Genomic DNA, 17,958 nt, shown 5'->3' with positions numbered 1-17,958 from the left:
TTCTCCTAACCTATACTAATATTTGCTTCTGGATATCTTATATATTTTGTTTTTGATTTAAGTCCAATTGAATAAGCCATAGTCATTGGACCAATTCTTCCTAGATACATACTTATTGTTATCAAAATTTTTCCAAGTGTTGACAAGTCCCCTGTGATTCCTCTACTTGCTCCAACTGTTGCAAAGGCTGATGAAACTTCGTAAGAAATATCAATTACTTTAAAATTTTCGCTCAATGACAAAATAAAAATAACTATAAATATAAGTCCCAAATAAACCATTATAATTGCAAGTGCCTTTCTAATGATTTTTGGTTCTATATGTTTTTTAAAAATTGTAACTTCATCTTCTTGTTTAAAAATTGAAATTGTTGATAAAATTAAAACTCCAAAAGTTGTTGTTTTTAATCCACCAGCAGTTGATCCTGGGGAACCACCTATTACCATCAAAATTATCAAAAGCAAAACACTTGTATCGTGCATTTGATTTAATTTTACAGAATAAAATCCCGCAGTTCTTGCAGAAACTGATTGAAAAGCTGATTGCATTATGGAATTTTTAAATCCTTCCTTATACAAAACTCCACCAGCTTGGCTTTCGATTAAATAAAAAGCAAGTGTTCCTATAACAATAAGACTTGCACTTATTATCAAAACTAGTTTGGCGTGAGTTGATAATTTTTCGAAAGATTTTTTCCTAAAAATTTCTGCTGTAACCATAAAACCAAGTCCGCCGATTACAACCAAACTCATAAGAGTTATATTTATTAAATTATCATTTCTGTATGGATAAATTGAATCTCCCAAAAGATCAAAGCCTGCATTACAAAAAGCAGAAACCGAATGGAAAATAGAATACCACAAGCCCTTTGCCATTCCAAAAATCGGCACAAAGCGAAGGGATAATAAAATTGCTCCCAAAATTTCTACTAAAAAAGTAAAAACCAAAACATATCTAAATAATTTCATAATGCCTTGGAGGGTGTCAATATTTAATTGTTCTTTTAAAATTTGTCTTGACTTTAATCCTATTTTTTTTCTTAAAAGTAAGGGAAAAAGTGTAGCCAAAGTCATTACACCAAGTCCTCCTATTTGAATGAAAATCAAAATCAAAATATGACCGTAGGTATTCCAATGTTCAGCCGTATTTACAGTTGTAAGTCCTGTAACGCAAGATGCAGATGAGGCAACAAAAATTGAATCAACTAAATTTGTAGCCTTGCCACTTCTTGTAAAAATCGGCAAAGATAAAATACATCCTCCAATAATAATCAAAATTGCAAAACCCAAAGTCAAATACAAGGGTGGATTTGATGTAATTTTATCTGATAATTTTTCCAAAAAATTTTGTTTATTTTTACTAATATTTCTCATTTTCTTTCCTTAAATAAAACCAATAAATTTAAAGCCTATTTTAAAGCTTATCTCATCTAATTTTATACCCTAGATTATAAATGTCAACACAAAGACAAAAGACTTTACAAATAATTTATTTTTTTGTTTTATATTATTTTTGAGGGTATAAATTAAAAAAGCAGATTGGAGTTTTTTATGAAAAAATATTATTTTAAGGAAAAATTTTTTAAAATTACAGATAAGTATCCGATTTTAGATGAAAACGGAAAGGAAGTTTTCTTTTTTGACCAAGATTTTAAATTCGTAGGTTATGAGGCGAAATTAAAAGATATGGATGGAAATATTTTATTTAATATTTCCAAAAAAATTCTTTCTTTTCTCCAAACTTATTATGTTGATTTTTGTGATGGAAGTCGTATGGAAATAAATCAAAAATTATCTTTTTTAAAAAGGAAAGTCGATGCTTTTTATGATGGAAAAGAATTAAATTTAAAAGGCTCTTTTATGGACCATGATTTTGAAGTTTATTACCAAAATAATTTGATTGCTGATATGAACAAGAAATTTTTTGCTTTTAGCGACCAATATGAGCTTACGGTTTATGACGAAAATTTTACTTTAGTTTTGATTGCCCTTTGTCTTTGCATAAATGAAATGAAAAATAGAGATGATGCTGCAGCTAACGCTTCAAATTAAAATTGATTTTTAAAATATTTAACATATAATTATATCAACAAGAGGGAGTAGCTTAATTATTCAATCGTCATTACGGTTTAACCCGGTTGAATAAACCACTTGGTAGCAAGACTTTTGGCGATGTGCCAGAAGTCTTTTCTTTTTGTAAAGAAAAAAATTAAAATAAAAAAATTTAAGGAGGTAGGAATGGACTATTTAGGTCAAAAAAATGAAATTGTAAAAAAACTTGACTCAGATAGCGCAAGAGGCTTGTCAAGCGAACTTGCAGCAAAACGTCTTGAAGAAAACGGCCCAAATAAAATTGAATCTAAGAAGAAAAAATCTCTTGGTAAAAAAATCGCCGAGCAAATCATTGATCCTATGGTAATTTTATTGATAGTTGCATCAATCGTTTCAGCTTTTACAGGCGATAAAGTTGAATGTTTTATAATTATTGCTATCGTTATTATCAATGCAATTATGTCAATTATTCAAGAAGGAAAAGCTGAAGATTCTGTTGAGGCCTTGCAAAAAATGTCATCGCCTGAGGCAAGCGTAATTCGTGATGGCAAAAAAATAAAAGTAAAAGCAGAAGAATTGGTTGTGGGAGATGTTGTCGTAATTGAAACTGGCGATATTGTTCCAGCTGATATGCGTTTATTAGAATCATCAAATTTAAAAATCGACGAGTCTTCTCTTACTGGAGAATCTGTTGCAACAGAAAAAAATTCTGAGGCTGTTTATGACAGCGAAGTAGGAATTGGCGATAGGGAAAACTTTGCTTTCTCATCAACAATTGTAACTTACGGACACGCAAGAGGAATTGTTACTCAAACTGGTTCTGACACAGAAATGGGAAAAATCGCATCAAGCCTTCATCAAGTTGAAGATAAGGATACGCCATTACAAAGACAATTAAATAAATTATCAAAACTTTTGGCAATTCTTGTAGTTGTTGTTTGTATAATTGTATTTGTTGTTGGATATTTTAGAACTGGCGATTCGCTTTTAGATAATTTAATGGTTGCAGTTTCTCTTGCAGTTGCAGCAATTCCTGAAGGACTTACAGCAGTTGTAACAATAGTTTTATCAATCGGAATGAACAGAATGGCAGAAAGAAAAGCCATTGTAAAATCCTTGGTTTCTGTAGAAACTCTTGGAGCAACAACAGCAATTTGTTCAGATAAAACTGGAACTTTGACTCAAAATGAGATGACCATTACAAAAATTTGGACAAATGAAAAAGAATATGAAGTTGAAGGGAGTGGATACGAACCAAAAGGCCACATAAAACTTGACGATGAAAAAATAGAAGATGAAGAAAATATAAAACTTCTAATGAAAATTTCGACTTTATGTAATGATGCTGATTTGGTTTTGGAAAATGACCAATATAAAATTATTGGAGATCCAACAGAAGGCGCTATGCTTACATTTTCTGAAAAATGGGGAATTGTTCAAGAAGATTTAGAAAAAAAACATCCAAGAATTGAAGAAATTCCTTTTGATTCTGACAGAAAAATGATGACAACCTTCCACAACGTCGAAGAAAATTATAAGGCAATGACAAAAGGCGCTCCGGATATAATAATTTCAAATTCTTCAAAAATTTTATTAAATGGAGAAATTGTAGATTTCACACAAGATTTAAAGCAAAAGGCAATGGATGAAAATAAAAATCTTGCCAAACAAGCTCTTCGTGTAATGGCTTACGCCTTTAGAGAATTTGATTCAATAAAAAATGAAGATTTAACAAGCGAAAATATAGAAAGAGATATGGTATTTGTTGGACTTACTGGAATGATAGATCCACCAAGACCAGAAGCAAAAAAAGCAGTAGCAGAATGCCACTCATCAGGAATTGATGTTGTTATGATTACTGGAGATTATTTAGAAACAGCCTTCGCAATCGCAAGAGATTTGGGAATTGCAGATTCCAAAGACCAAGCAATTGAAGGAAAAGAATTAAATAATATGAGTGATGAAGAAATTAGAAAAATTGCCAAAGAAAAAAGAGTTTTTGCAAGAGTATCTCCACAAAATAAGGTGCAACTTGTAAACGCCCTCCAAGAAAACGGCGAAATAGTTGCCATGACAGGAGACGGAGTAAACGATGCTCCAGCAATTAAAAATGCTGACATAGGAATTTCTATGGGAATTACAGGAACTGACGTTGCAAAAGATACAGCAAATATGATTTTGGTTGATGATAATTTTGCAACAATTGTAAATGCAGTCGAAGAAGGAAGAATAATTTTTGCAAATATTAGAAAATTTGTTTCATTCTTACTTTCATGTAACATAGCAGAAGTTTTGATTGTATTTTTGTCAATTCTATTTGGCCTACCTTCTCCACTTACACCAATTCAATTACTTTGGTTAAACCTAATAACAGATGCTTTCCCAGCACTTGCCCTTGGAGTTGAGCCTGGAGAAAAAGATATAATGGAAAGAGAACCAAGAGATCCAAAAGAATCAATAATTTCTGGAGATTTGAGAAATTCACTAATCGTTCAATCACTAGCAATTACCTTTGCAGTTTTGATGTCTTATATAATAGGATTAAAATTAATCTTCCCAGGAAATATAGAAGGAGCTCACACAATGGTTTTTGCAACCTTAATCACAAGCGAGCTTTTGAGAGCATTTTCTGTAAGAAGTACAAAATATACCCTAAAAGAATTGGGAATCGGTTCAAATAAACAATTAATAAAAGCAAACATCCTATCATTTGCCCTACTTTTAATAGTAATGTACGTAGGACCATTAAGATATTTATTTGAATTAGAATTAATAACCTGGCAATGGATAATAATTTTAGCCCTTGCCTTTATCCCATTAATTTTAGGAGAAGTTCACAAAATTAGCGTGAGAAAAAAATAAAATAATTTTAAAAAGCAAGAGTTTTAATTCTTGCTTTTTTTTGATTAATTAGTATAATGTAATTGACAAAAAGTTATGACAAGATAATGATAATCACAAAAAAGCAGGAGGGCAAACTCCTGCTTTTTTATTTTGGGCTACTTATCGTTAAAATATCTATCTAGCCACTTGCAGGTAAAATGACAAATTATTCCTGCCAAAATAGATATTATTAAAGTTATGACATAATCTATGATAATCACCCCCTAACTGTTACCAGTATAGGTTAACGATAACAAAAATATTATATCATAATTTTATTCTACAGTTTTAGCTTTTTTAAAAAACTCTTGTTGATTTTTATTTTTAAATAAGTATATTATTTTAGAGTAAAGGAATATATATTCATGGAATCAAAAAAAGCAGGAGGGCCAACTCCTGCTTTTTTATTTGGCTAAGTTTCACCTTTTTCATTGGCATCTAAGCATTTACAAATAAATGAACTATTGTATCATACAAGTTGGAGGTAGATTTATGAGAAAAAAGAAAAACAAAAGTATTTTATGGAAAAAATTCACCAAATTTACAATGATAAAAATTTAAAATTAAGCAAATCTTGTAGAAAAGAAATTTTAGACCAATATAAAGACTTGTCAAACAATAAGACAAATATAAACTATGCCTCATATAAGCTCTATCCTTATTTAAGAGATGCCCTTTATGACAATAAGGACTCCAAACTTTTAGGTGATTTTTTAAAAATAATTTTAAAATACAGGTGGAAGGCATATTTTGCAATGATTTTACCTACAAAATTTTAATTTCAAAAAGCAGGAGTATAAATTCCTGCTTTTTATAATTTAAACACAATCCCAAACAAAGCCCCCATCCCTATTATTAATAGTGGATGGATTTTTTTGTATTTTCTTAATAAAAATAAAAATCCTAGGAACAAAATAAGTTGAATTAATTGAAATAAATCTAGAAAATTTCCTGTTTTTTCATATAATTTTACGTTAAATAAGGAAATTATCATTACATTTAACATCGCTCCCAAAATAAGTCCTGCTGTTGATGGCCTTATATATTCAAAAGCATTTTTTACTATAATTGATGTATTAAATTTATCCAAAGATTTTGCTATTATTAAAATTATAATTATTGCAGGACTTATTAAAGAAATACTTGCAAGGATTGCTCCAACAATTCCGTAGGCTCTATATCCTGCAAAGCTTGCAACATTTATTCCTATTGCTCCGGGCGTTGATTCTGAAACGGCAATCATATCTAATAATTCTTCGCTTGTAAACCAATCGTAATTTTCTGCCATTTTTTGCAAAAATGGAAAAGTTGCCATTCCTCCCCCAATTGCAAAAAGTCCAGTTTTGAAAAATTCCCACATCAACCTAAGCATATTTGCCTCCAAAAATAATTCCAAAAATTCCACAAGCTATAACAATAATTATTGGCGAAATAGAAAAAATTCCTATCGCAATAAAAGTTAATAAAAAAATTAAAATTTTTATTTTTGTATCAGCAGTTTTTTTTACCATATTTATTACAGTATTTAAAACTAGAGCTGAAACTGCAATTCTAATTCCAGCAAATGCGTGTTTAATTAAAATTATATGAGAAAATGCTTTTAAGAAATTTGCAATTATTGTAATGATTATTATTGATGGAGTAATAAAACCTAGTGATGCAACAATTCCTCCAAGATTTCCTTTTCTTTTTCTCCCACAAAAAGTCGAAGTATTTACAGCAATTATTCCTGGAGTTGTTTGACCTATTGCGTAATAATCTAAAATTTCTTCTTGGCTAATCCATTTTCTTTTGTCAACCAATTCTCTTTGTAAGAGCGGAAGCATAGCGTAGCCTCCCCCAAAGGTAAAAGCGCCTATTTTAAAAAAAGTTATGTAAAGCTCAAATAATATTTTCATTTTAATTTCTCCTTTGTATTTTATTATAGCACAAGGCAGAGGTCAGGCTAAATCTCTTGATTTTAAGCTTTCTTGCAGTATGATTATTTAATATATGTAAAGAAAAACGAAAGGGACTTTATGAATTTAACTTTATCAAATTCTTATTTAGAACACTTAGAAGAAATTAAAAATTTATATATAGAAGCTTTCCCAAAAGCTGAAAGAAAACCTCTAGACCAAATTATAAAAGTTTGCGAAAATTCTTTGGGAAGAATTATTCCGATTTTGCTTGACGATGAATTTGTAGGAATGTTTATCACCTTGGATTCGGATTTCGACGATACGCTTTTGATTGATTATTTTGCCATAAAAAGCGATTATAGGGGGCTAAGTCTTGGTTCAAAATCTATAGAACTTTTGAATGAAAGAGAAAATAAAACAATAATTATTGAAATTGAACCTTGCGTTGAAGATGCTTGTAATCTTGTTCAAAGGCAAAAAAGAAAGAATTTCTACAAAAATTTGGGCTTTAAGCAAACTGACATAAACATTTCATGGTTTGGAGTTGATCTTGAGCTAATGAGTTTAAATAAAACTATAAATTTTGAACATTATATGAATCTATTAACTTCAATTTTCCCAAAATCTTACATTGAAGATAATATAAAGCTTGCATAAGAAAATTTTAAGGAGTTTTTATGAAATTATTTTTTGATTGCGATGGAACTATCCTTGATTCCATGCACATTTGGCTAGAACCAATAGCGAAACTTTTAAAAGAATATAATTACAAACTTACAACCGAAGAGAAAGGAAAAATTGAAGCCTTATCATTTTTGGATACAGTAAAATGGTTAAAAGAAAATGTCTGCACAGACAAGAGCGAAAAAGAAGTTTTAGATTATTTTTCTTCTACCATAACAGATGCCTACAAAAATCATTTGTTAGCAAAAGATGGAGCTGTTAAAATTTTACAAAAATTAAAAAACGATGGCTATGATATGTGTATTTGTTCATCAACTGACAAAATGCATCTAGAAAATGCCCTAAGAAGACTTGGCATAATAAATTTATTTGATTTTATCCTAACTCCAGATAAATTTCCTTACAAAAAAAGCGACAAGGAATATTGGCAAAAGGCACTTGATAATTATAAAATTGATGCAAAAGACGCAGTTTTATTCGATGATGCCCTTTATGCAGTAAAATCAGCCAAAAAACTTGGAATAAAAACCGTAGGCATAAAAGATTTCCCATACAACAAAAACGAATGGGACAAAATAAAAAAACAAGCAGATATGGTAATTGATAATATCAAAGATATTGATATAGAAAAAATTAAAAATCTATAAAATAAAACCACCTAAAGGTGGTTATTTTTTTGAATATTTTTCTTATTTTAAAAAATCATCTAAAATCTATAACTTTTAAATTCTTTTTCATTTTCTTTTTCAAAAGAAAAAGTGAAAGAAGTCCTTTTATAATTGATGTTATTGTCATTGATAGCCAGATTCCCAAAACACCAAAATATGGCATTAATAAAATTGATATTGGAATTCTTGCTGCATTAAATATTATCGAAATTGCTGATGGCGTTCTTGTATCTGACAAGCCTTGGAAAATTCCTGTAGAACCTATTTCTAATGCCATCATAAGTTGGCTTGCTGAAAGAATTGCCAAATATTTTGCACCCAAATTTATTGTTTCCAAATCGCCTGGCACAAAAATTTCAAATAAATAATTTCTAAATGCAAACAAAATAATTGTAGCAATAATTCCAATTGCCCCTACAAGTTTTAGACTTTCTTTGACGCCTTTTTTTACCCTATCCATTAAGCCTGCTCCGTAATTTTGTGCGATTAATGATTGAACTACAACTTGGCATCCTTCTGTTGTTTTCCAAGAAATTGATTCGAGCTGACTTCCTATTGAATAAACTGCAACTGGTTTTGGTCCAAAATTTGCCATTAATTTATTTAAAATCATAGTTATTAGAGCGTGTATTCCGCTGATAAAAGCAACGGGAAGTCCTAGTTTAAAAATTCTCACTTGCCATTTTGTTGAAAGTGTAAAATTTTCAAGAGAATCTTTTATTACACCAACTTTTCTTTTCATAACAAATAAAAATATAAAAAATACAGTTGCTTGTCCCGTAACAGTTGCTATTGCCGCACCCCTTATTCCTAATTGAGGAATTGGTCCAAGACCAAAAATAAAAATCGGATCAAGAACTATGTTTAAAACCAAACCAATTGTATTTATTTTAAAAGGAGTAATACTTTCTCCAATCGAATAAAATGATTGGGAAAAAATCGGATTTAAAAATACAAATATATAACCCAAAGCTGTTATAGAAAGATAAGCATTTGCAAAATTTGAAACCTCTGCTCCTAGTTTATAAAAATCTATAATATAAGTTTTGAAAGTAAATATTAAAATTATGTAGATTATTGAAGTAATGCTTCCTTGCAAATATCCATTTTGTAAAATCAAAGACGTAAGTTTTTTATCTTTTCTTCCATAGGCTTGAGCCGCATAAACTCCTCCGCCAATTTTTGCAATCAAAGACAAAGCCTCAGCAATCCAAGCCAAAAAATAAGAAACTCCAACAGCAGCGACAGCATTAGAGCCAAGTCTACCAATCCAAATCATATCTACCAAAGTATAGGCGATTTGGACAAAAGCTGTAAGAGTTAAAGGAATGGATAATTTTATTAAAGATTTTCCAATATTTTCCTTTGTAAGATCAATATTTTTTCTTTTCTCCATAGGCATCTCCTTTATATTTTTCAAAATTTTTTATCAAATCTATTAGACTAATTAAAAATAATTATTTAAATCTCTATAATCTCCTAAATTTTACAAAAAAGGAATTTAATTGTCAATATTTATCAATATCAAAAACAGATTTTTTGAAATTTTTAAAAATTTATAATTTATTTAAAAATACTTCCTTTGACTTTTAAAATTTTAAAGAAAAAACTCCTAATCATTTTGATTAGAAGTTTTAAAAAATATTTACCAGTTTTTTATTTTTTATTCTATTATAAGAGAAGTTTCTGGATCAAAGAGATAGGTTTTTTCCATATCAAAAGCAAATTTTACTTCTTGTCCAACTTTTGCTTTTGTTGATGGATTTACTCTTGCTGTTATTTGATCTTCGCCTAAATCAAAATACAAATAAACTTCTGCTCCCATTAGCTCAAATACTCTAATTTTTGCATTTATTATTGAGCCATCGCTTGCTTTTTCTAAAAAGTCTTCTTCGTCATAAATTGATTCAGGTCTTATTCCAAATACAACTTTTTTTCCTATATAATCCTTATCGATTAATATGTCTGCTTTTTCCTTTGGAAGTTTTAATTTTAAATAATCATTTTCTACGAATACTTCTTCGCCTTCTTTTACCGCTTTAACATCTATCAAATTGATTTGTGGTGAGCCTATAAAACTTGCAACAAATAAATTTTTTGGATGATCGTAAAGATTTTGTGGTGTATCAATTTGTTGAACAACTCCATCTTTCATTACAACTATTCTTGTTCCAAGAGTCATTGCTTCTGTTTGATCGTGAGTTACATAGATCATTGTTGTTCCCAATTTTTGATATAATTTTGAAATTTCAATTCTCATTTGAACTCTAAGTTTTGCATCAAGGTTACTTAATGGCTCATCCATCAAAAATACTTTTGGATTTCTAACTATAGCACGTCCCATAGCAACTCTTTGTCTTTGTCCACCTGATAATTGTTTTGGTTTTCTTTTTAATAGATTTTCTATATCCAAAATCTTTGCTGCTTCTTTTACTTTTTTGTCAATTTCATCTTTTGGCACCTTATTTATTTTTAATGAAAATGCCATATTATCATAAACTGTCATGTGTGGATAAAGAGCATAATTTTGGAAAACCATAGCTATATCTCTATCTTTTGGTAGAACGTCGTTGACAACTTTCCCATCAATTTTTAGCTCTCCAGAGCTTATATCTTCAAGCCCTGCTATCATTCTAAGAGTCGTAGATTTTCCACAGCCTGATGGTCCTACAAAAATTATAAACTCCTTGTCCTCTATTTCCATATTAAAATCTTTTACAGCATGAAAGCCGTTGTCATAAATTTTATTTATATTTTTTAAACTTAAATTTGCCATTTTTTCTCCTTTAATATTAAAATTTACAGGGTAAATCTATAATATTATGAATTTATTTCCTATTTTTTTCTATAATTTCTTTCAAAAATTCTTCTTTTTCTTTTAATTTTTCCATTGATTTGAATTTATAAGACCAATTTTTTTCATCCAAGGTGGCTGGTGTATTTATTCTTGCTTCTTTGCCCAAGCCCAAAATATCTTGTAGAGGAATTATTACATATTCGCTATCGCACCTCATTGCAAATTCAAAAAAATTATCGTAAATATTTTCGTTTCTTATGCCGATTTTTTGGAAAAGTTTGTTTATATTTTCTTTTTCTTCTTCGCTTAAATCTTCAAACCAATCCATAATAGTTTTGTTATCATGAGTTCCTGTATAACAAATCGAATTTTCTGGTGCGTATATATAATTTTTTTCAGTTGCTCTTATATCTGTTTGAATTATTACCATTCCTTTTAGGTTAAAATAATCTCTAAGCTCAAAAACTTCTGGTCTTATTTCGCCTAAATCTTCTGCAATAAATTCTACATCTTTCAAATCTTTTTTTATTTTTTCAAACAATTCATAGCCAGGTGCAAAAAGCCATTCGCCTTCTACGGCTGTTTCATTTTTTGAATCTATTACCCAATAAGTATCAAAGGCTCTAAAATGGTCAAGCCTTACTATATCGTAAAGTTTTCCGTTATAGGCAAGTCTATTTATCCAAAAAGAAAAATCATCTTCTTTTATTTTTTCCCAATTATAAATAGGATTGCCCCATCTTTGTCCTGTAGCTGAAAAATTATCTGGTGGAACACCCGCTATTAATTTTGGATTGCCATCTTTTGTTATTTCAAAATATTGTTGATTTTCCCAAACATCAAGGCTATCAAGTCCTACATAAAAAGGAATATCTCCAACAATTTTTATGTTATTTTCGTTGGCATAAGCCTTTAATTTCATCCATTGTTTGTAAAAAATATATTGAACAAAAATTTCATAATTGATTTTGTCTTCATAAGGTGTTAAATCGAATTTTTTATCTACAATCCAATTTTTCATCTCATCTGGCCATTCATTCCAGCTTCTTAAATCATTTTCTTTTTTTAAAGTTATAAAAACGCCATAATTATACACAAAATCAAATTTCAAAAAATCTTCGTAGGCTTTTGTTTGATTTTCTTTGGTTTTTTTAAAATTTTCGTAGGCAATTTTTAAATATTTTTCTTTAAATTTTCTTACAAAATTATATTCAATTCTTTCTTTTTGTTCTATTTTTTCAGCCCTTTTTTCAAGCAGTCCGTCTTCATATAGCAAGTCTAAACTTATATAAATTTCATCTCCAGCAAATGAGGAATATGGCTGGTAGGGAGAATTTCCATATCCTAAGGGATTTAATGGCAGAATTTGCCACATATCGAATCCTGATTTTTTGATTATATCTATAAAATCAAATGCAGCTTTTCCAAAATCTCCAATCCCATTTTCTCCATTTAGACTTTGAAGGGGTAATAAAATACCTGCTTTTTTCATTCTAACTCCTTACTAACAATTGGTGCTGTTGTTTTTCCTACAAACAATTCAGCATCAAATTCCATTATCTTTTCATACGGTTTTTTCTTTATTATTTTAAATAAATCTTTTACTGACTCATAAGCAATTTCTGATGCTGGTTGGACTATGGTTGTGATTGGTTTTAATAAATATTTATTTATTTCCAATCCATCAAAACCTGCAACTGAATAATCTTGCGGAACTTTTTTACCAAAATCATCTATTGCCTTAATTGCTCCCATGGCGACTACATCAGATATTGCAAAAATTGCTGTGCATGGAATATTTTTTTTCACAATTTTTTTGCCTACTTCATATCCGTGTTCCATGGAATAGGGATTTATTCCCTTTTTGGGATAAAAAATTAATTTTTCATCAAATTCTATCTCATTTTCTTCTAGGGCTTTTTGGTAGCCCATAAGCCTTAACTTTCCTATACTTTGATCTTCAATTCTTGGCGCTATAAAAGCAATTTTTTTATGCCCAATGCTTATCAAATAATTTACTATTTTTTTGCTTTGAACAAAATCATCTACGCCAAGACAAGCTGATTTTTTTATTTTTAAATCTTTATTTATTATTGTCGTCATTGTAAAAGGAATTCCCAAAGAATTTAATTTTTTTCTATCTTCTACAAAATATCCGCCCAAAAATATTATTCCTTCAGGCTTTAAATTTTTTTCAACTTTATAAGCTATATCAATCTCACTTAAATGTTCTTCTACTTTTTGTAGGGCAAAAGTGTAACCAGCTTTTGTTATTTCTTCTTCGAGAACCTTTAACATTGGTGTAAAAAAAGGATTTGTAATTCCTTTTATGAGAACTGCTATTGTTTTTGTTTTTGTAATTTTTAAATTTCTTGCATTTTGATTTGGCACATAACCTAAATCATCAATGGTTTTAAGAATTTTTTGCTTGGTGGCATTGCTTATTTCTCCACCATTATTTATAGCTCTTGAAACAGTGCTCACACTTACCCCACACATAGATGCTATGTCTTTTATGGTTACTCTTTTCAATTTTTTATCCTTTAATTGCTCCTGCCGCAACTCCTTTAACTATGTGTTTTTGCATTGTCAAATAAAATACTATAACTGGCAACATACTAAGAACAAGCATAGCCATCATAGCTCCCAAGTCTTTGTTTCCATTACTTCCTACAAGCATTTGGATTACAACTGGAATTGTTTTGTATGGAGTACTTACTCCTATTACAAGATATGGAAGAAGATAATCATTCCAAATCCACATTGTATTTAAAATTGCAACTGTAATTGCTGTTGGTTTTAAAATCGGAAGAATTATATAAAAGAAATGTTTTATTGGCGAACATCCATCTATCATAGATGCTTCTTCGATTTCTATTGGGATTGATTTTATAAATCCTGAAAACATAAATACTGAAAGCCCACTTCCAAATCCTAAATATAAAACAACCATGCCGATTGGATTATTTAAATGTAGAAAGTCTGCAACTTTTATTGTTGGAAACATAACCATTTGGAAAGGTACTATCATTGAAAATACAAACAAGTAATAAATCACTTGTGTAAATTTATTTTTTACTCTTGTTAAATAATAAGCAGTCATTGCTGATAAAAGTACCACTACAAAAACTGAAATTATTGTTATAAAAAATGACCAACCTGCAGCTTGGAAAAATCCTGTTCTTGCAAGTCCAGAAACATAATTTTCAAGCCCTGCAAAAGTATCTCCTGTTGGAAGTGTAAAAGGAGAATCGCTTATGAAAAATTTTCCTTTAAAGGAATTCATAAGGATAAAGGCAATAGGAAATAGGAAAATCCCAAGTAGAAATAACATTATTACAAACAAAATTGCATTTATGGTTTTTTCTTTCATTATTGTTCCACCTCTTTTTCTCTGGTAAGTCTGATTTGAAGATAGGCAATGGCTGCTACTATAATAAAGAAAATAACCGCTTTTGCTTGTCCAACTCCTTCAAATCCATTTCTTGAAAACATAGTATCTACTATATTCAAAGCTAACATTTCCGTCTTATACAATGGTGCTCCTGCTGTTAAAGCAAGGTTTTGATCGTATAATTTGAAACTGTTTGTTAGTGTTAAAAATGTACAAATTGTAATTGATGGCATAACCATTGGAATTGTTATAGATTTTAAAGTTTGCCACTTACTTGCTCCGTCAATTTCGGCAGCTTCTATAAGTGATGGTGGGACATTTTGAAGACCTGCTATATAAATTACCATCATATAACCAATCAATTGCCAATTCATAAGTATTACCAAGCCCCAAAATCCATATTTTTGATTTGCTAAAAGCGTTTGTCCAAAATTTAATAAAAATGAATCAATCATAACTTGCCAAGTATAACCAAGGACTATTCCACCGATTAAGTTTGGCATAAAAAATACAGTCCTAAATAAATTTTTGCCTCTAATTTTTCTTGTAAGAACAACAGCTAGGGCAAAGGCTATAACATTTATAGAAATTACACAAACTATAGTAAATAAAACCGTAAAAACAAAAGCTCTACCAAATCTTTGTCCGCTTGATAAGGCTGTTACATAATTTTGAAAACCTACAAACTCAGAATTAAAAATTGTAGTGAATTTTGTAAAAGAAAGTCCGATTCCAAGTATAAAAGGAATAATAAAAACTATACAAAATACTAAAAAAGTAGGTAATACAAAAAATGGGAAATATTTTTTCAATATTTTTTCCATAAAAACCTCCTTTATGGATTTGTTTTAAAAAAAGTCTGAATGCAGGATTGATTTTTAATCAAGCTAACATACATTCAGACTATTTTTTTCTATCACAAAGATAGATTAATTTAACCTATAATCTTTTTTGGCTGCTAATTTTTTTATTTTGCAGCAGCTTTTTCATCTTTCCATGTTTTTACAAAAGAATCTTTAACTTCATCCCATTTCATTTCTCCAGATGCATATTGTCCTAGAGCTTGTCCAAAGAAATCTTTGAATGCTTGGCTTGGGAATGATGTGAAGTTCCAATCAATATTATATAAGTCTTTGTCAGACATATATTTTACAACTTCTTTTGCAAGAGGATCTGATGGTTGATCTTTTTCTTCAAATGTATCGAAAGGTGAAATAAATCCTAAATCTTTTGTTACAAATTCTTTTCCTTTTTCAGAAGTAAATAACCAAGTTAAAAATTCTTCTGTAGCTTTTTGATCTTCTTTGCTAGCTTGTGAATTTACAGAGAAGAAGTTTTCTGTACCAACACAGATACCTTGTTTTTCTTCGCCTTTAACTCCTGTATAGATTGGTAAGAATTTAATATTTTCTTCTTTTACTTTGTTTCCAGAAACTTCAGAAATTTGGCTCCAAGCCCAGTTACCATTTTGAACAAAAGCAGCTTTTTCAAGAGCAAATTCAGCCATAGAATCTGTAACAGCTTTTCCAGTTAAAGCATTTGGATCAACTGTAGAATTTTTAATATAAAGATCAAAAATATTTTTGTAATTATCAGCATATTTGAATTTAACTTCATCCATATCTTTTACTTTATTATCTTTATATTCATAATAAATTGGTAAGTTTGCTAAGTGAGTTTGCCATCTCCAATCTTCACCTGGTTTTAAAGATGTAGAAGCAAAGGCTCCATCGATGCCAAGCTCTTCTTTTTTAGCTTGCATATCTTCAGCAACTTCTTTTAATTTTTCAAAATTTTTGATTTCATCAACACTTTTAATCTTTGCACCGTCAAGGCCTATATATTTTTGTAAAATTGCATCGTTGTAGATAATTCCATATCCTTCAACTACATAAGGAATACCAAATACTCCTTCTCCATCCTTAACAGCAAGTTCTTTGTCGATAAGATGTTTGTAAAGTTCAGAATCTTTCAAATCTTTTGTGTAATCTTTCCAATTTTTGTAACCAATAGGACCGTTGATTTGGAAAAGAGTTGGTGCATCCTTTTTAGTAATTTCCGCTTTCAAAGTAGATTCATAAGTACCACTTGCAGCAGTAACAACTTTTACAGGAACACCAGTTTCATCAGTATAAGTTTTTGCGATTTTGTTCCAAACTTCCTCAACTTCAGGTTTAAAGTTTAAATAATAAACAGAACCCTTTGCACTTTCTCCGCCTTCTGCATTAGAATTGCTGTTGTCAGCATCATTTTTTTGTCCACAAGAAGTAAGAGCAAGAGAAGATGCAAGCACTAAAGCAGTTGTCAATAACGTTTTCTTCAATTTCATAAAAAATATTCCTCCATTTTATTTTCCAACTAACCAAAAACATTTATAAAAAGAAAACTCCAAAAATCCCTCTATTAATATTTTTTTAGAATTTTTCAATTTCTTTGCATTTTCAAAAAATTTAAAGCAAACAGTTTTCGGTATCGTTTCCGTAAATTCACTATATCATATTCCAAAATAAAAATCAAGACTTTTTTTCAAAAAATTTAAAAATTTTCAAAAAATAAAATCCCACAATTCCAAAGACTAAAACGAAAAATAAAATTTTTTATAAAAATTAAAATATTTATCAAAAAATAATGATTTCCCTAAGATTTTTACTTCAAATTATTTTATCCAATAAAAAAGACCTTAAGGTCTCAGAGCGTATACAAAATCCATATTATAATTTTTAATAATTTAAAATTAAAGTGATGAGACAACCCATATCGACTAGATTATTGTGCCTTGATTTGGCACAATAATCCCTAAAACTAAGTGCGAAAGCACGAAGAAGTTTGCGAAGCAAACGTGTTTTAGTGTGAGTGAAACGAACGCACGGAGAGATCTCATGAGATTTCTCGACTCACTACGTTCGCTCGAAATGAGAATTTCCTTAGTTTGTCTACGCTCCGATACATAAGGCCTTTTTACAATTTATTAAAAATAATATCCAATACTCATAGTAATTGGAAAAGCAAGTATTAAAAAAATATTTAAAAACGATAATATGATATTTCTATTTTTTATAGAAAAAAGCATTCCAATTATTCCCAAAATCGGGCAAATAAATATAGTTGCAAGTCCTAATGGCCTTAGTCCATTTCCTAAAATAAATTCCAAGCTATCAACTGGCAAAAATATTGCAACAACCCATATTACAATTCCCAAAATAAAAATTGGTACTTCAACTTGTCTTTTCATATCTCCTCCTAAATTAAATCGCGAAAACTTGTAAGCATTATAGCGCCAAAACCAAGTATGGTTAAAAATCTAAAAACAAATTCACTTTTTTTAAGTTTTTCTTTTTTTATAAAAGTTTTATAAGTCAATCCAAATAATATCATTGTCGAAAATATAGCGTTTGGTCCGCTGGTATTTAAATTTTTTACCCATGATATTATCATGACAAGAATATAAGAAAGACTTGCTCCTATAATTTGAAAATTTCTTGTCCTATCTTCCATATTTCTCCTTATTATTTTTCAAACTCAAATACTTACTCTCTCTTTTAAATTTTTACCCCAATAAAAAATATTAAATCCAATTTTA

Annotated in this window: 17 protein-coding genes; 5 read left to right on the top strand and 12 right to left on the bottom strand. The window is 29.6% G+C overall.

Annotation, left to right across the window (positions count from 1 at the left end; translation table 11 throughout):
- Positions 1 to 5: 5 nt before the first annotated feature.
- The gene (locus I6H46_RS03190) at positions 6 to 1,373 is read right to left on the bottom strand and encodes a TrkH family potassium uptake protein (RefSeq protein WP_019119019.1); all 1,368 of its coding nucleotides are present in this window, start codon (positions 1,371 to 1,373) and stop codon (positions 6 to 8) included.
- Positions 1,374 to 1,550: 177 nt separating this feature from the next.
- On the opposite strand from I6H46_RS03190, the gene I6H46_RS03185 reads away from it, so the two are divergent.
- The 3 genes from I6H46_RS03185 to I6H46_RS03175 all read left to right on the top strand — a co-directional run bounded on the left by I6H46_RS03185 (position 1,551) and on the right by I6H46_RS03175 (position 5,713).
- Complete coding sequence (locus I6H46_RS03185) at positions 1,551 to 2,051, top strand: LURP-one-related/scramblase family protein (RefSeq protein WP_019119020.1); 501 nt, start codon at positions 1,551 to 1,553, stop codon at positions 2,049 to 2,051.
- A gap of 186 nt (positions 2,052 to 2,237) precedes the next feature.
- A complete protein-coding gene (locus tag I6H46_RS03180; protein ID WP_019119021.1) occupies positions 2,238 to 4,913 on the top strand; it encodes a cation-translocating P-type ATPase in 2,676 nt (891 codons plus the stop codon).
- Between the two features lie 542 nt (positions 4,914 to 5,455).
- Complete coding sequence (locus I6H46_RS03175; RefSeq protein WP_200226136.1) at positions 5,456 to 5,713, top strand: hypothetical protein; 258 nt, start codon at positions 5,456 to 5,458, stop codon at positions 5,711 to 5,713.
- Positions 5,714 to 5,745: 32 nt separating this feature from the next.
- Here I6H46_RS03175 and I6H46_RS03170 read toward each other — a convergent pair whose 3' ends face one another.
- The gene (locus I6H46_RS03170; RefSeq protein WP_200226134.1) at positions 5,746 to 6,306 is read right to left on the bottom strand and encodes a chromate transporter; all 561 of its coding nucleotides are present in this window, start codon (positions 6,304 to 6,306) and stop codon (positions 5,746 to 5,748) included.
- Entirely contained in the window at positions 6,299 to 6,832 is a 534-nt protein-coding gene (locus I6H46_RS03165) for a chromate transporter (protein ID WP_200226132.1), read from the bottom strand. The genes I6H46_RS03170 and I6H46_RS03165 overlap by 8 nt, the downstream gene beginning before the upstream one ends.
- 120 nt (positions 6,833 to 6,952) lie before the next feature.
- Here I6H46_RS03165 and I6H46_RS03160 point away from each other — a divergent pair, with 120 nt between their 5' ends.
- Both I6H46_RS03160 and I6H46_RS03155 read left to right on the top strand, forming a co-directional pair.
- Positions 6,953 to 7,492 (top strand): GNAT family N-acetyltransferase, encoded by a 540-nt coding sequence (locus I6H46_RS03160; protein ID WP_019119024.1) that lies wholly within the window; start codon positions 6,953 to 6,955, stop codon positions 7,490 to 7,492.
- A 20-nt stretch (positions 7,493 to 7,512) separates the two neighbouring features.
- Positions 7,513 to 8,166, top strand: a complete 654-nt coding sequence (locus I6H46_RS03155) for an HAD family hydrolase (protein WP_200226130.1) — start codon at positions 7,513 to 7,515, stop codon at positions 8,164 to 8,166.
- A 55-nt stretch (positions 8,167 to 8,221) separates the two neighbouring features.
- Here the strand turns inward: I6H46_RS03155 and I6H46_RS03150 are convergent, their stop codons facing one another.
- The 9 genes from I6H46_RS03150 to I6H46_RS03110 form a co-directional block, all read right to left on the bottom strand.
- Positions 8,222 to 9,583 carry an MATE family efflux transporter gene (locus tag I6H46_RS03150; protein ID WP_019119026.1) on the bottom strand — a complete coding sequence of 454 codons (1,362 nt, stop codon included), beginning with the start codon at positions 9,581 to 9,583 and terminating at the stop codon, positions 8,222 to 8,224.
- A gap of 267 nt (positions 9,584 to 9,850) precedes the next feature.
- Positions 9,851 to 10,963, bottom strand: coding sequence for an ABC transporter ATP-binding protein (locus I6H46_RS03145; protein WP_004839663.1), 1,113 nt, complete (start codon positions 10,961 to 10,963; stop codon positions 9,851 to 9,853).
- 52 nt (positions 10,964 to 11,015) lie between these two features.
- The gene (gene malQ / locus I6H46_RS03140; protein ID WP_019119027.1) at positions 11,016 to 12,476 is read right to left on the bottom strand and encodes a 4-alpha-glucanotransferase; all 1,461 of its coding nucleotides are present in this window, start codon (positions 12,474 to 12,476) and stop codon (positions 11,016 to 11,018) included.
- Positions 12,473 to 13,516, bottom strand: a complete 1,044-nt coding sequence (locus I6H46_RS03135; protein ID WP_019119028.1) for a LacI family DNA-binding transcriptional regulator — start codon at positions 13,514 to 13,516, stop codon at positions 12,473 to 12,475. Before I6H46_RS03135 ends, malQ begins: the two co-directional genes overlap by 4 nt.
- Positions 13,517 to 13,520: 4 nt before the next feature.
- On the bottom strand, positions 13,521 to 14,357 hold the full coding sequence (locus I6H46_RS03130; RefSeq protein WP_004839659.1) for a carbohydrate ABC transporter permease: 837 nt from the start codon (positions 14,355 to 14,357) through the stop codon (positions 13,521 to 13,523).
- Positions 14,357 to 15,202: a carbohydrate ABC transporter permease gene (locus I6H46_RS03125; protein WP_004839658.1), complete on the bottom strand. Its 846-nt coding sequence runs from the start codon at positions 15,200 to 15,202 to the stop codon at positions 14,357 to 14,359. The genes I6H46_RS03130 and I6H46_RS03125 overlap by 1 nt, the downstream gene beginning before the upstream one ends.
- A gap of 143 nt (positions 15,203 to 15,345) precedes the next feature.
- Positions 15,346 to 16,707 (bottom strand): ABC transporter substrate-binding protein, encoded by a 1,362-nt coding sequence (locus tag I6H46_RS03120; RefSeq protein WP_019119029.1) that lies wholly within the window; start codon positions 16,705 to 16,707, stop codon positions 15,346 to 15,348.
- A gap of 639 nt (positions 16,708 to 17,346) precedes the next feature.
- Positions 17,347 to 17,610, bottom strand: a complete 264-nt coding sequence (locus tag I6H46_RS03115; protein ID WP_004839655.1) for a hypothetical protein — start codon at positions 17,608 to 17,610, stop codon at positions 17,347 to 17,349.
- Positions 17,611 to 17,618: 8 nt separating this feature from the next.
- Positions 17,619 to 17,873, bottom strand: a complete 255-nt coding sequence (locus tag I6H46_RS03110) for an ion transporter (protein ID WP_070737189.1) — start codon at positions 17,871 to 17,873, stop codon at positions 17,619 to 17,621.
- Positions 17,874 to 17,958: the final 85 nt, after the last annotated feature.

Source organism: Anaerococcus obesiensis (assembly GCF_016599815.1).
Classification (GTDB): Bacteria; Bacillota; Clostridia; order Tissierellales; family Peptoniphilaceae; genus Anaerococcus; species Anaerococcus vaginalis.
The sequence above is the reverse complement of the archived record's forward strand: the minus strand, read 5'-3'. Positions and strand labels throughout refer to the sequence as shown.

What these genes read in the sequence shown, in the direction of transcription:
- I6H46_RS03190 (WP_019119019.1), bottom strand. Translation starts at nt 1,373, where the DNA reads ATGAGAAATATTAGTAAAAATAAACAAAATTTTTTGGAAAAATTATCA.
- I6H46_RS03185 (WP_019119020.1), top strand. Translation starts at nt 1,551, where the DNA reads ATGAAAAAATATTATTTTAAGGAAAAATTTTTTAAAATTACAGATAAG.
- I6H46_RS03180 (WP_019119021.1), top strand. Translation starts at nt 2,238, where the DNA reads ATGGACTATTTAGGTCAAAAAAATGAAATTGTAAAAAAACTTGACTCA.
- I6H46_RS03175 (WP_200226136.1), top strand. Translation starts at nt 5,456, where the DNA reads ATGGAAAAAATTCACCAAATTTACAATGATAAAAATTTAAAATTAAGC.
- I6H46_RS03170 (WP_200226134.1), bottom strand. Translation starts at nt 6,306, where the DNA reads ATGCTTAGGTTGATGTGGGAATTTTTCAAAACTGGACTTTTTGCAATT.
- I6H46_RS03165 (WP_200226132.1), bottom strand. Translation starts at nt 6,832, where the DNA reads ATGAAAATATTATTTGAGCTTTACATAACTTTTTTTAAAATAGGCGCT.
- I6H46_RS03160 (WP_019119024.1), top strand. Translation starts at nt 6,953, where the DNA reads ATGAATTTAACTTTATCAAATTCTTATTTAGAACACTTAGAAGAAATT.
- I6H46_RS03155 (WP_200226130.1), top strand. Translation starts at nt 7,513, where the DNA reads ATGAAATTATTTTTTGATTGCGATGGAACTATCCTTGATTCCATGCAC.
- I6H46_RS03150 (WP_019119026.1), bottom strand. Translation starts at nt 9,583, where the DNA reads ATGGAGAAAAGAAAAAATATTGATCTTACAAAGGAAAATATTGGAAAA.
- I6H46_RS03145 (WP_004839663.1), bottom strand. Translation starts at nt 10,963, where the DNA reads ATGGCAAATTTAAGTTTAAAAAATATAAATAAAATTTATGACAACGGC.
- malQ (WP_019119027.1), bottom strand. Translation starts at nt 12,476, where the DNA reads ATGAAAAAAGCAGGTATTTTATTACCCCTTCAAAGTCTAAATGGAGAA.
- I6H46_RS03130 (WP_004839659.1), bottom strand. Translation starts at nt 14,357, where the DNA reads ATGAAAGAAAAAACCATAAATGCAATTTTGTTTGTAATAATGTTATTT.
- I6H46_RS03125 (WP_004839658.1), bottom strand. Translation starts at nt 15,202, where the DNA reads ATGGAAAAAATATTGAAAAAATATTTCCCATTTTTTGTATTACCTACT.
- I6H46_RS03120 (WP_019119029.1), bottom strand. Translation starts at nt 16,707, where the DNA reads ATGAAATTGAAGAAAACGTTATTGACAACTGCTTTAGTGCTTGCATCT.
- I6H46_RS03115 (WP_004839655.1), bottom strand. Translation starts at nt 17,610, where the DNA reads ATGAAAAGACAAGTTGAAGTACCAATTTTTATTTTGGGAATTGTAATA.
- I6H46_RS03110 (WP_070737189.1), bottom strand. Translation starts at nt 17,873, where the DNA reads ATGGAAGATAGGACAAGAAATTTTCAAATTATAGGAGCAAGTCTTTCT.